The sequence below is a fragment of the Thalassotalea fonticola genome, from assembly GCF_032911225.1.
In the GTDB taxonomy this organism is placed as follows: Bacteria; Pseudomonadota; Gammaproteobacteria; order Enterobacterales; family Alteromonadaceae; genus Thalassotalea_A; species Thalassotalea_A fonticola.
Genome location: NZ_CP136600.1, coordinates 557,447 through 571,470 on the forward strand (window position 1 = coordinate 557,447; position 14,024 = coordinate 571,470).

11 protein-coding genes and 1 pseudogene are annotated in these 14,024 nt (G+C 40.1%); 10 read left to right on the forward strand and 2 right to left on the reverse strand.

What is annotated here, in order from left to right; genetic code table 11:
- Window position 1: 1 nt before the first annotated feature.
- Window positions 2–1,075 (reverse strand): hybrid sensor histidine kinase/response regulator, encoded by a 1,074-nt coding sequence (locus tag RI844_RS02340; protein WP_348396872.1) that lies wholly within the window; start codon window positions 1,073–1,075, stop codon window positions 2–4.
- A gap of 323 nt (window positions 1,076–1,398) precedes the next feature.
- Window positions 1,399–2,688 carry a citrate synthase gene (locus RI844_RS02345; protein ID WP_348396873.1) on the reverse strand — a complete coding sequence of 430 codons (1,290 nt, stop codon included), beginning with the start codon at window positions 2,686–2,688 and terminating at the stop codon, window positions 1,399–1,401.
- Between the two features lie 526 nt (window positions 2,689–3,214).
- Here RI844_RS02345 and sdhC point away from each other — a divergent pair.
- The 10 genes and pseudogenes from sdhC to RI844_RS02395 all read left to right on the forward strand — a co-directional run.
- The gene (gene sdhC / locus RI844_RS02350) at window positions 3,215–3,589 is read left to right on the forward strand and encodes a succinate dehydrogenase, cytochrome b556 subunit (RefSeq protein ID WP_348396874.1); all 375 of its coding nucleotides are present in this window, start codon (window positions 3,215–3,217) and stop codon (window positions 3,587–3,589) included.
- Window positions 3,583–3,930: a succinate dehydrogenase, hydrophobic membrane anchor protein gene (gene sdhD / locus RI844_RS02355; protein WP_348396875.1), complete on the forward strand. Its 348-nt coding sequence runs from the start codon at window positions 3,583–3,585 to the stop codon at window positions 3,928–3,930. Before sdhC ends, sdhD begins: the two co-directional genes overlap by 7 nt.
- Entirely contained in the window at window positions 3,931–5,703 is a 1,773-nt protein-coding gene (gene sdhA, locus RI844_RS02360) for a succinate dehydrogenase flavoprotein subunit (protein ID WP_348396876.1), read from the forward strand.
- Between the two features lie 12 nt (window positions 5,704–5,715).
- On the forward strand, window positions 5,716–6,426 hold the full coding sequence (locus RI844_RS02365) for a succinate dehydrogenase iron-sulfur subunit (RefSeq protein WP_348396877.1): 711 nt from the start codon (window positions 5,716–5,718) through the stop codon (window positions 6,424–6,426).
- A gap of 174 nt (window positions 6,427–6,600) precedes the next feature.
- Window positions 6,601–9,408, forward strand: coding sequence for a 2-oxoglutarate dehydrogenase E1 component (locus RI844_RS02370; protein WP_348396878.1), 2,808 nt, complete (start codon window positions 6,601–6,603; stop codon window positions 9,406–9,408).
- Between the two features lie 47 nt (window positions 9,409–9,455).
- Window positions 9,456–10,934, forward strand: a complete 1,479-nt coding sequence (gene odhB, locus RI844_RS02375) for a 2-oxoglutarate dehydrogenase complex dihydrolipoyllysine-residue succinyltransferase (protein ID WP_348396879.1) — start codon at window positions 9,456–9,458, stop codon at window positions 10,932–10,934.
- A 69-nt stretch (window positions 10,935–11,003) separates the two neighbouring features.
- Window positions 11,004–11,231 carry a 2-oxo acid dehydrogenase subunit E2 gene (locus RI844_RS02380; protein WP_405054449.1) on the forward strand — a complete coding sequence of 76 codons (228 nt, stop codon included), beginning with the start codon at window positions 11,004–11,006 and terminating at the stop codon, window positions 11,229–11,231.
- A 512-nt stretch (window positions 11,232–11,743) separates the two neighbouring features.
- A complete protein-coding gene (sucC, locus tag RI844_RS02385) occupies window positions 11,744–12,910 on the forward strand; it encodes an ADP-forming succinate--CoA ligase subunit beta (protein WP_348396880.1) in 1,167 nt (388 codons plus the stop codon).
- Window positions 12,910–13,782, forward strand: coding sequence for a succinate--CoA ligase subunit alpha (gene sucD, locus RI844_RS02390; protein ID WP_348389302.1), 873 nt, complete (start codon window positions 12,910–12,912; stop codon window positions 13,780–13,782). Before sucC ends, sucD begins: the two co-directional genes overlap by 1 nt.
- Before the next feature lie 82 nt (window positions 13,783–13,864).
- Window positions 13,865–13,954: pseudogene (locus RI844_RS02395) on the forward strand (succinate--CoA ligase subunit alpha); the annotation flags it as partial.
- Window positions 13,955–14,024 lie beyond the last annotated feature (70 nt).

Sequence of the window (14,024 nt, forward strand, 5' to 3'; positions counted from 1 at the left end):
ATCAATAGGCCGGCATAACTACAATAAACTCAGTATATTTTTCATCAATAATATTGAAACTAATCTTGCCTTTTTGCGCTTCAGTCATTAGTTTAGCTGAGTAGGCACCAAGTCCTGAACCACGAATATGGTTTGAAGTTGAATATTTTTCAAATAAAGTATCGCGAAGATCCTTTGGTATCGCTCCTCTATTAAAAAGTTTAAATTCAATCTCATCCTTTTGTTCTGAAATAGTAATGCTTATCTCTTCATTGTCTGGAGAGGCTTCAACGGCATTTTTAATTAGATTATTAAAGATTGATAAACACAGTAGTTCTTCAGCATCCATGTAAGTAGACCGCTGGGCTGATTCTACATTGAAACTGATATTTTTCTTCGCTGTCAAACTACTTACCGCTTTTATTGCCATATCAACTAATTTGTTTAGATCGACCATGTCAGGAGACAGTGGATAGGTGCCATTTTCAATTTTAAAAATATCTAACGTATTATTTATCATGCTCAATACATTGTTGGTTGATTCTTCAATAGAGCGTGCGGCAGCCTTATCTGCAATTTTTGGTAATTCAAAGAGAATAACGCCAAGTGGACCTTTTAAATCATGATGAGTCAGTTTTTCAATATCTTCGCGTAATTTTGCATTTTCTATTAAGGTATCAACTTGATTCTCCAGCGCTATTTGACTTTCATGCAAGGTAACATGAGTATTCACTCTGGCTTTGAGTATTTCCGGTTGCAAAGGTTTGGTGATGTAATCGACAGCCCCTAAAGTAAAACCACGGGTTACATCGGCAACCTCTGCTTTGGCAGTTAAGAAAATTACCGGTATATTCTTTGTTGCGTCATTGTTTTTAATTTCTTTACATACATCATAGCCATCCATTTCAGGCATCATAATATCTAGTAAAATCAAATCTATATTAGGATCTGCCAGGGCAATCTTAAGCGCTATTTTACCATTAGTAGCAGCCTTGACCTTGTACTTATCTTTTAATAACGCCGAGGCGAGATCGATATTGCCAGGTTCGTCATCGACAACAAGTATGGTATTTTTCTTAGAAGGTTCTGTCGTCATCGTTAAATTGAATTCACTCCGAGTAAAGTGTTAGCTAGTAAGTTAAATCTATTGCTAATTTCATGATAAAGCAATATTTATTCTAGCAGGTGCGAGAAAATGGCTACGCCATAACGCGCGAACAAGTTCACGCCAAGCACACCTCTACTGTGATTGCTGAGAATTCATTCGGACGGTATGCTCGAAGAGCGGACGCTAAAGTAATAAATATAGCTGCATCAACTAGACGTCGAAATACTACGTCCCTATAATTTCGACATACTTTCATCCCTGAAAGTAAAAAAGGCTGCAAATGCAGCCTTTAGATAAACAATTATTATTGCTTATTTATGTGAGCTTAACGGCGTAAACTCTTTATTTAATTCACCAGTGTAGTTTTGGCGTGGACGGCCAATTTTTTGACCTGGTTGAGTTAACATCTCATCCCAGTGTGCACACCAGCCAACAGTACGTGACATAGCAAAAATTACTGTGAACATACTGGTTGGAATACCGATAGCTTTTAAAATGATACCTGAGTAGAAGTCTACGTTAGGGTATAATTTTTTCTCAACGAAGTAAGGGTCTTCAAGCGCTACTTTTTCAAGAGCCATAGCTACATCTAATAATGGATCTTCAACACCAAGTTCAGTTAATACTTGGTGACACGTTTCGCGCATTACTGTGGCACGTGGGTCAAAGTTTTTATAAACACGGTGGCCAAAGCCCATTAAGCGGAACGGGTCAGCTTTATCTTTTGCTTTAGCTACGAACTCATCGACACGATCAACACTGCCAATTTCTTCAAGCATAGTTAAACATGCTTCGTTTGCTCCGCCGTGAGCAGGGCCCCAAAGTGATGCAACACCCGCAGCTATACATGCATAAGGGTTAGCGCCAGATGAACCGGCTAAACGAACAGTTGATGTTGAAGCATTTTGCTCGTGATCAGCATGAAGGATGAAAATACGATCCATCGCTTTTGCAAGAGTAGGGCTTACTTTGTATTCTTCAGCAGGTACAGAGAACATCATGTGCAAGAAGTTTTCCGCGTAAGATAAATCATTACGTGGATAAACAAAAGGTTGGCCGATACTGTACTTATAAGCCATAGCAGCAATAGTTGGCATTTTAGCCACTAAACGATGTGAACAGCGTTTACGTTGTTCTGCATCAGTAATATCTAAGTCTGAATGATAGAACGATGATAAAGCACCAACAACACCACAAACCATTGCCATAGGGTGAGCATCGTGCATGAAACCACGGAAAAAGTTAGCTAACTTTTCATGTACCATTGTGTGGTTAGTAATGATCTTTACAAAATCATCATATTGTTCTTGACTCGGAGCCTGACCATTAAGAAGAACATAACAAACTTCTAAGTAATCGGCATTATTGGCTAAATCATCAATTGCATAGCCGCGGTGCTGTAAAACACCTTTGCCACCGTCAATAAATGTAATTTCTGATTCACAAGACGCTGTAGCTAAAAAGCCAGGGTCATAAGTAAAGTAGCCATTGCTGCCTAATGTACGAATATCGATAACGTCGTTGCCAGCAGTACCTGATAAAATTGGTAATTCTGTGATCTCATTGCCATTAATGCTCAGAGTGGCTTTATTCTCAGCCATAGTTCATCCTCTATCTATCGTTATAGTTATAAAACTCATGATTTTGTGTGCTCATTCTGGGCCGAGCAAGCAAACTTAAACATTTGCAATTGTATTCAATTACAGCTGAAAAACATTAATGTAAATCAAATGTTCTGAAAACTTAGTCACTAATCATGAATATAAAATTGCCCGTATTCTACTCTAAGTAGGGGGTAGAAAGTCAATTTAAAACTTTATTTGTTGAAAGAAAATAATACTTTTGGATGATATTTGTACGAAAGGGAAACAAAGTCAGAGCAAAGTGCAATAAAACCTTAGTTAAAATTGTAATTGAATGTGTAGACCTATATAATTCCCCCGATCTGTTATGGCTTTGGGGTTTCTACTAATATTTGCCATAATAGGTTATTTAATATAATAAACTTTTATTAAAAGATAAAAACTTTTTACTAAAGTAGAGTATCTTTTTGTTTTCTTATTATGGAAAATAAAAAGATACAATAAATAACAATAGTTTGATACATAACTTTTTAGGCAAAGAACTGTGAAAAAACAAAGACCTGTAAATCTTGATTTATCAACAATCAATTTACCGGCAGCCGGTAAAGCCTCAATTCTACATCGTGTAAGCGGTGTAATGATGTTTTTCGCTGTAGGTATTTTAATTTGGACCCTTTCTGTATCTCTTTCTTCTGAAGCCGGTTTTAACTCGGTCAAAGAATGTTTAGATGGTGGATTCTTCAAATTCATCATGTGGGGCATTATCTCTGCTCTTACTTATCACTTTGTTGGCGGTATTCGTCACTTAATTATGGATCTAGGTCATCTAGAAGAGAAAGGTTCAGGGCAAACTAGTGCCAAGTTCGTTATCGCTCTTTGGATCATATTATCTGTAGTAGCAGGAGTTTGGTTATGGTAGGCAATATCGCAACTTTAGGGCGCAACGGTGTTCACGATTTTATCTTGATCCGTGCCAGCGCAATCGTTTTGGCTTTATATAGCATCTTTATGATGTGCTTCTTTATATGTACCCCGGAAGTAACTTATGAAGCTTGGTCAGGTTTATTTTCAAACCTAGGCATGAAAATTTTTACAATACTTGCTGTTATAGCAGTACTTTTCCACGCATGGATTGGTATTTGGCAGGTATTAACAGACTACGTTAAGAACGTTAAGTTACGTGGTTTATTACAATTTATCTTTACTATTACGCTATTCGTATATGTATTAGCTGTATTATTAACAGTGTGGGGTGTTTAAGTGAACAACGTTCCAGTTCGTGAATTTGATGCCGTAGTAATCGGCGCTGGTGGTGCAGGTATGCGCGCCGCATTAGCAATTACTGAATCAGGTAAATCTTGTGCCTTGATTTCAAAAGTTTTCCCAACTCGTTCCCATACGGTATCTGCGCAAGGTGGTATCACTGTTGCACTAGGTAACGCGCATGAAGATCATTGGGAACAACACATGTACGATACCGTTAAAGGCTCTGACTTTATTGGTGACCAAGACGCAATCGAATACATGTGTAAAACCGGTCCAGAAGCAATCATTGAATTAGAGAAAATGGGTTTACCTTTCTCTCGTACCGAAGAAGGTAAAATTTACCAACGTCCATTTGGTGGTCAATCTAAAAACTTTGGTGGCGAACAGGCGGCTCGTACAGCAGCTGCAGCTGACCGTACAGGTCATGCACTTCTTCACTGTTTATACCAACAGAACGTTAAAAACAAAACTAACGTTTATTCTGAGTGGTATGCATTAGATTTAGTTAAAAACGATGACGGCAACGTTGTTGGTTGTACTGCAGTTTGTATAGAAACGGGTGAAGTTGTTTACTTTAAATCTCGTGCAACAGTATTAGCAACTGGTGGTGCAGGTCGAATTTTTGCATCAACAACTAATGCTCACATTAACACTGGTGACGGTGTTGGTATGTCACTTCGTGCTGGCGTGCAAATGCAAGATATGGAAATGTGGCAGTTCCACCCAACCGGTATCGCTGGTGCGGGTGTACTTGTTACTGAAGGTTGTCGTGGTGAAGGTGGTTACCTTCTAAATAAAGACGGCGAACGCTTCATGGAACGTTATGCCCCTAACGCAAAAGACTTAGCTGGCCGTGACGTTGTTGCTCGTTCAATGATGACAGAGATTCGTGAAGGTCGCGGTCTTGACCATCCACAATTTGGTAAGCACATTCAACTGAAACTTGATCACTTAGGTCGTGAGACTCTTTACAAGCGTCTACCAGGTGTGTGTGATTTATCGAAAACATTTGCTCACATTGATCCTGCTGAAGCGCCAATTCCAGTTATTCCTACGTGTCACTACCAAATGGGTGGTGTGCCTTGTAACGTTAACGGTCAAGCATTATCAATTGGTGCTGATGGCACTGAAACGGTTGTTGAAGGTTTATTTGCTGTTGGTGAAATCGCTTGTGTATCTGTACATGGTGCGAACCGCTTAGGTGGTAACTCATTACTTGACTTAGTGGTATTTGGCCGTGCGGCGGGTAACTTCTTAGGTACTTACCTAAATGACACGCAAAGCGGTAAAGATGCATCACAATCTGATTTAGACGCAGCCCTTGCTCGTTACAATCGTTGGGAAGGCAGTGAGAAGGGCGAAGATCCTACTCAAATCCGTAAAGACCTGCAAAACTGTATGCAAATGAACTTCTCGGTATTCCGTGAAGGTGAAGCTATGGCGCAGGGCATGAAAGAGTTAACGGAAATCCGTGAACGCTTGCAACATGCTAGATTAGATGACAAGTCTTCTGAATTTAACACGCAACGCATTGAATGTTTAGAATTAGATAACTTAATGGAAACTGCTTTCTGTTCTGCCAAAGCTGCAAACTTCCGTACAGAATCTCGTGGTGCTCATGCCCGTCAAGATTTCACTGAACGTGATGATGCAAATTGGTTATGTCACTCAATTTACTCTCCTGCAAATGAAGAGATGAGTAAACGTGATGTGAACATGGAACCCGTACACCGTGATGCTTTCCCACCGAAAGCTAGAACTTACTAAGGAGTTGTTGACATGAATCAGAAGTTTTCAATTTATCGCTACAACCCTGATGTTGATGCAAAGCCTTACATGAAAGAGTACTCTCTGGAAGTTCCAGAAGGCTCTGACATGATGGTATTAGACGCTCTTATTTTATTAAAAGAGCAAGACTCTACATTATCTTTCCGTCGTTCATGTCGTGAAGGTGTATGTGGTAGTGACGGGTTAAACATGAATGGTAAAAATGGCTTAGCGTGTATCACGCCATTATCAGACGTAAAAGCAAATGTAATCGTTTTACGTCCATTACCGGGTTTACCAGTGGTACGTGATTTAATTATTGATATGACCCAGTTCTATAATCAATATGAAAAAATCAAACCATACTTAATTAACGATGGTCAAAATCCTCCAGCTCGTGAACACCTTCAATCTATTGAAGAGCGTGACAAGCTTGATGGGTTATACGAGTGTATTTTATGTGCTTGTTGTTCAACATCTTGTCCATCATTCTGGTGGAATCCAGATAAATTTATCGGACCTGCAGGTTTGTTACATGCTTATCGTTTCCTAATCGATAGCCGTGATACTGCAACTGATGAACGTTTAGACAACTTACAAGACGCTTACAGCGTTTTCCGTTGTCACGGCATCATGAACTGTGTTGACGTATGTCCTAAGGGTTTAAACCCTACTAAGGCCATTGGTTCAATCAAATCAATGTTGCTACAAAGAGCGGTATAACTAAATACACTGATACTTAGTTTTGATAGCTAATTATTATAAGGTATATCGCCAGACTCATTTTATGGGTCTGGCATTTTAGTTTTACTAGGTTGATCAATAACATTTTTTAACCAAATATAGACAGCGGTTATACGTTATTGGTTTTGTTGCTGTTATCCATAGGAACAGGCAATGCCCGAAGGTGCAATGAAGGCTTGGTTAGAGTCTTCCCATTTCAGCGGTAATAACGCTGAATATATTGAAGAGTTATACGAATCATATCTTGAAAATGCTCATTCTGTATCAGATGAGTGGCGCAAGGTATTTGACGAACTTGAAAAAATCGATGGTGTAGAAGTTGAAACGAACCACTCAGTGGTACGTAACGAGTTCCGCCAACTTGCTAAAGAAGGTGTAAAACATGTAACTGTTGGCGCTGAATCAGATGCTAAACAAGTACGCGTTTTACAGTTAATTAATGCCTATAGATTCCGCGGTCATCAGAACGCTAATCTTGATCCATTAGGTATTTGGAAGCGTGAACGTGTTCGCGATCTTGAGTTGACCCACCACGATTTATCCAAGTCTGAATTTGATAAAGAATTTAACGTTGGTTCCTTAGCCGTAGGCGTTGAGTCAATGAAGTTAGGTGATATTTATAAAACGTTAGAGAAAACTTATTGTGGCTCTATCGGTGCAGAATACATGCACATCACTTCAACTACTGAAAAGCGTTGGTTACAACAACGTCTTGAATCAGTGCAATCACAAGCTAATTTCAGCAAAGCAGAAAAAACTGAAATATTAAAAGACTTGATTGCTGCTGATGGTTTAGAAAAATACTTAGGCGCAAAATTCCCAGGTGCAAAACGGTTCTCATTAGAAGGCGGCGATAGCTTAGTTCCAATGTTGAAGCAGTTAATCACTCGCGCTGGTGAACATGGCACAAAAGAAGTCGTACTTGGTATGGCTCACCGTGGTCGCTTAAACGTTTTAGTAAACGTGATGGGTAAAAACCCAAGCAAACTATTTGATGAATTCGCTGGTAAAGTTGATCAAATTGGTTCAGGTGATGTTAAGTACCATCAAGGTTACTCTTCTGATTTTGTTACCCCTGGTGGTAACGTACATTTAGCTCTAGCATTTAATCCATCTCATCTTGAGATTGTTAACCCTGTAGTTATTGGTTCTGTACGTGCACGTTTAGACCGTCGTGATTGTGATAAGGGTGACTTAGTTTTACCTATTACCATTCACGGTGACTCAGCAATTGCTGGTCAGGGTGTTGTACAAGAAACCTTTAATATGTCACAAGCTCGTGCATATAAAGTAGGTGGTACTATTCGAGTTGTGGTGAATAACCAAGTTGGTTTCACTACGTCTAAACCTGAAGATACTCGCTCAACAGAATACTGTACTGACATCGCGAAAATGGTACAGGCACCAATTTTACATGTTAATGGTGACGATCCTGAAGCGGTTGTTTTAGCCACTCAAGTTGCCCTTGATTATCGCAACACGTTTAAACGTGATGTTGTGATTGATTTAGTGTGTTATCGCCGTCATGGTCATAACGAAGCTGATGAGCCAAATGCAACTCAGCCATTAATGTATCAAAAAATTAAAACTCATCCGACTCCGCGACAAATGTACGCTGATCAATTAGATGCAGAGCGCACACTTAGCTCTGCTGAATCTAAAGAGTTGGTTGAATATTACCGTAAGTTGCTCGATGAAGGTCAATGTACAGTAGAACAATGGCGACCAATGACTGAACATTCAGTTGATTGGACTCCGTTTATTGGTCATGACTGGGATGATGAGTACGATCATAAAATTGATCTTACTAAATTAAAATCATTAGCAACTGATATTAGCTCATACCCTGAAGAGCATAAATTACAATCACGTGTTAAGAAAATATACGATGATCGTAAGAAAATGGCCGCAGGCGAAAAATTACTTGATTGGGGTATGGCTGAAAATTTAGCTTACGCTTCTATTGTTGATTCTGGTGAGCGTGTTCGCATTACCGGCCAAGATGCTGGCCGAGGAACATTTTTCCATCGCCATTCAGTACTTCATAATCAAGACGATGCTTCAACCTACTTGCCTTTACAAAACCTAAGTAAAGACCAAGGCCCATTTGAAGTATACGACTCAGTATTATCTGAAGTTGCTGTACTAGCCTTTGAATACGGTTATACCACAGCAGAGCCAAGCGGTTTAACTATTTGGGAAGCGCAGTTTGGTGATTTTGCCAACGGTGCACAAGTTGTGTTTGACCAATTCATTTCTTCGGGTGAACAAAAGTGGGGCCGTTTATGTGGCTTAACTATTTTACTACCACATGGTTATGAAGGCCAAGGTCCTGAACATTCATCTGCTCGATTAGAGCGTTTCTTACAATTATGTGCAGATCACAACATGCAAGTATGTGTGCCATCTACCCCGGCGCAAGTATTTAATATGTTACGTCGCCAAGTGGTGCGCCCAATGCGTCGTCCATTAATTGTAATGTCGCCTAAATCATTACTTCGTCATCCTTTAGCTGTTTCTTCATTAGAAGAATTGGCCGATGGCACTTATCACAACGTGATTGGTGAAATTGATGAGTTAAAAACTAAAGATGTTACTCGTGTTGTTATGTGTTCAGGTAAGGTTTACTACGAACTATTAGAGCAACGCCGTAAAAATGACCAGAAGGACGTAGCAATTGTTCGTATTGAACAGTTATATCCGTTCCCTGAAGCAGAATTGAAAGACGTTTTCGCACAATATCCAAACGCGAAAGATTTCGTTTGGTGTCAAGAAGAACCGCAAAACCAAGGCGCATGGTACTGTAGTCAGCACCATTTCCGCAGCACGATCCCTGCAGGCTCTACTTTGACTTATGCCGGTCGCACAGCGTCAGCGGCACCAGCGTGTGGCTATATGTCTTTGCATGTGAAAGAACAGCAAGCATTAGTGAATGATGCGTTAACTATTAATAAAGCTTAACTTAAAAAATTTAAGCGATTTGAATATAAGATTTCTAAGGAATAAAAATGACAACTGAAATTAAGGTTCCAGTTTTGCCAGAATCAGTTGCTGACGCAACAGTAGCTACATGGCACGTACAAGTTGGTGATGCAGTAACTCGTGATCAAATATTAGTGGATATTGAAACTGATAAAGTAGTTTTAGAAGTAGTGGCTCTTGAAGATGGCGTTATTTCTGCTATCAATGAAGAAGAAGGCGCAACTGTATTAGGCGACCAAGTCATTGGTGTTATTGCCGCAGCTGACGCAAAAGCAGCACCTGCTGACACAACAGCTAAATCTGCAAGTTCTGCTCCAACAGCTGCAGCGAAAGTAATTGATATTAACGTACCTGTTTTACCTGAATCAGTAGCTGATGCAACTGTTTCAACTTGGCATGTTAGCGAAGGTGAAACGGTTTCTCGCGACCAAAACCTTGTTGATATTGAAACTGACAAAGTTGTTCTAGAAGTTGTAGCGCAAGAAGATGGTGTAATTGGCAAAATTATTCACGCTGAAGGCGATACCGTATTAGGCGATCAAACAATTGGTCAGTTAAATGCTGGTGCTGTTTCTGCTCCAGTTGCTGCTGCAGCTGAAGAAACTGCTGGTGATGACCTTGCTAGCCCATCTGTACGTCGTTTATTAACTGAAAATGGATTATCTGCTAGCCAAGTTAAAGGCTCAGGTAAAGGCGGTCGTATTTCTAAAGAAGACGTTGAAGCACACTTAGCTGCTGCAAAAGCGCCTAAGGCTGCTGCTAAAGCTGCACCTGCAGCAACGGCTCCAGTTGTTGCCGCAGGCGAGCGTAGCCAAAAACGTGTTCCGATGACACGTTTACGTAAAACTATTGCCAACCGTTTATTAGAAGCGAAAAACTCGACGGCCATGCTTACTACATTTAACGAAGTAAACATGAAGCCAATTATGGATCTTCGTAAGCAATATAAAGACTTATTTGAAAAGACTCATGATACTCGCTTAGGTTTTATGTCGTTCTACGTAAAAGCAGTAACTGAAGCACTTAAACGCTTCCCAGCTGTAAACGCGTCAATTGATGGTGACGATATTGTATATCACAATTTCTTCGACATCAGCATTGCAGTTTCGACACCTCGTGGTCTAGTAACTCCAGTGTTACGTGATGCTGACCAGTTAGGTATGGCTGGTATCGAAAACGGTATCCGTGATTTAGCTATCAAAGGTCGTGACGGCAAGTTAACGATGGACGAAATGATGGGCGGTAACTTCACAATCACTAACGGTGGTGTGTTTGGTTCATTAATTTCAACGCCTATCTTAAACTTACCGCAAGCGGCAATTTTAGGTATGCATAAAATCCAAGACCGCCCGATGGCAGTAAATGGTAAAGTTGAAATCTTACCTATGATGTACTTAGCATTATCTTACGATCACCGTCTTATCGATGGTAAAGAGTCAGTTGGTTTCCTAGTAACGATTAAAGAATTACTAGAAGATCCAGCTCGTTTACTTTTAGATATCTAATCGTTTTAAGTAATGTGTGAAGTTAAAAGCCGCTGTAACTAGCGGCTTTTTACGTTAAGGGACTAACGTATGCAAGTCGCCATGGATGGTAAAAGACTTGTAAAGTATATGGATTTTAAAATAAAAATCCAAGACCGTGCAATATGGGCCGTTAATGGTAAAGTTGAAATATTACCTATGATGTACTTAGCATTATCTTACGATCACCGTCTTATCGATGGTAAAGAGTCAGTTGGTTTCCTAGTAACAATTAAAGAATTACTAGAAGATCCAGCTCGTTTACTTTTAGATATCTAATTTGTATCTAAATTAATTACGTTGAAAGCCGCTACTTTAGCGGCTTTTTTGTAGCCTGATTTTGAAAAAATACCTGTTATAGAGGCTCCTCTTCTATTATATGACGGCATAAAGATTCTTGATACAATTAAACGTCATCCTGTGCGAGCTTAAGCGAGACACGGGAGCTCCTGAAGCGATCTGTGTTTTTAACGGGGGTTAATTTCTTCATTGACGTGGCTCTATACAGTTAATGGCTCGCTCTTTTGATTGAAAACAACACAATATTTTATAATTTAATTATCAGTATTAGACTAAAGTTTTATACTCTAAAAACCGCATCTTTAAAGCCTTTTGTCGTTATTTAATTCTTAAATGCAAATATTAGTCGCTAATGTGTAACTTAGGCTTTAATCAGGTGCCTTTTCACTATATAATCATCGCAAATTTATAATCTGTTAGTGTAATTACTCAGTATGTTTTTACTGGCTAAATACATTAGCTCCATTTCAAAAAAGCAATTGGGAAACATCATGAATTTACATGAGTATCAAGCGAAACAATTATTCGCTGAATATGGTTTACCGGTTTCTGAAGGTTTCGCTTGCGATACACCTCAAGAAGCTGCAGAAGCTGCGGACAAAATTGGCGGAGACATGTGGGTTGTTAAAACTCAGGTTCACGCTGGTGGTCGCGGTAAGGCTGGAGGCGTTAAGCTAGTTAAAACTAAAGAAGAAATCAAAGACTTCGCACAAAACTGGTTAGGTAAAAACTTAGTTACTTACCAAACAGATGCAAATGGCCAACCGGTTTCAAAAATTTTAGTTGAAAGCTGTACAGATATCGCTAACGAATTATATCTAGGTGCAGTTGTTGACCGTGGTACTCGCAAAGTTGTTTTCATGGCATCTACTGAAGGTGGTGTTGAGATTGAAACTGTTGCTGAAGAAACTCCTGAATTAATTCACAAAGCTGAAATCGACCCTCTTGTAGGTCCACAAGCTTACCAAGCTCGTGAATTAGGTTTCAAGTTAGGTTTAAACCCTACGCAAATGAAGCAATTTGTTAAGATCTTTATGGGTCTTGGTAAAATGTTCAACGATTTCGATTTCGCATTATTAGAAATCAACCCGTTAGTAATTACAGACGAAGGTAATCTTCACTGTTTAGACGGTAAAATTGGTATCGATGGTAATGCTTTATACCGTCAACCAAAAATCCGTGAAATGCACGATCCATCTCAAGAAGATGAGCGCGAAGCGCACGCTGCACAGTGGGAATTAAACTACGTAGCCCTAGACGGAAACGTTGGTTGTATGGTTAACGGTGCTGGCCTTGCAATGGGTACTATGGATATCGTTAACTTACACGGCGGCAAGCCAGCTAACTTCTTAGATGTTGGCGGCGGAGCTACTAAAGAACGTGTTGCTGAAGCATTCAAAATCATTTTATCAGACGACAACGTTAAAGCTGTTTTAGTTAACATCTTTGGTGGTATCGTTCGTTGTGACATGATTGCTGAAGGTATCATTGATGCAGTTAAAGAAGTAGGCGTTAAAGTTCCAGTTGTTGTACGTTTAGAAGGTACTAACGCTGAAGCTGGTCGTGAAGTATTAGCAAGCTCTGATGTAAACATCATCGCTGCTGAATCATTAACTGATGCTGCACAAAAAGTTGTAGCTGCTGCGGAGGCTAAATAATGTCTGTATTAATTAACAAAGACACTAAAGTAATCTGTCAAGGTTTCACTGGTGGTCAAGGTACATTCCACTCTGAGCAAGCAATTGCTTACGGTACGCAAATGGTTGGTGGTGTATCACCAGGCAAAGGCGGTCAAGAACACTTAGGTTTACCAGTATTCAACACTGTACGTGATGCTGTTGAAGCGACTGGCGCAACTGCTACAGTTATCTACGTTCCTGCACCTTTCTGTAAAGATGCTATCTTGGAAGCTATCGATGCTGGTATCGAGTTAATCGTTACTATCACTGAAGGTATTCCTACGTTAGACATGGTAGATGTGAAAGTTAAACTTGAACAATCAGGCGCCCGTATGATCGGTCCTAACTGTCCAGGTGTTATCACTCCAGGTGAGACTAAAATTGGTATCATGCCAGGTCACATCCACTTACCAGGTAAAGTAGGTATCGTTTCTCGCTCTGGTACATTAACGTACGAAGCCGTTAAACAAACTACAGATGCAGGTTTCGGCCAATCTACTTGTGTAGGTATTGGTGGTGACCCTATCCCAGGTACTAACTTCATCGACGTTTTAGAAATGTTCGAAAACGATCCACAAACTGAAGCAATCGTAATGATTGGTGAAATTGGTGGTACTGCTGAAGAAGAAGCTGCGGAATACATCAAAGCTAACGTTACTAAGCCTGTTGTTTCTTACATTGCTGGTGTTACTGCACCTGAAGGTAAGCGTATGGGTCATGCTGGCGCAATTATCGCCGGTGGTAAAGGTACTGCTGACGAGAAATTCGCTGCCCTAGAAGCTGCTGGTGTTAAAACAGTTCGCTCTCTAGCAGACATCGGTGTTGCTCTTAAAGAGAAAACAGGCTGGTAATAACCGCTTGTTAACACTGTAAAGAGGTCGCGAAAGCGGCCTTTTTTGTGTCGGGCAAAGGTACTGCTGACGGCTAATGTGAAAATTGGCTACTCTAGAAGCTGCTGGTGTTAAAACAGTTCGCTCTCTAGCAGACATCGGTGTTGCTCTTAAAGAGAAAACAGGCTGGTAATAACCGCTTGTTAACACTGTAAAGAGGTCGCGAAAGCGGCCTTTTTTGTGTCGGGCAAAGGTACTGCTGA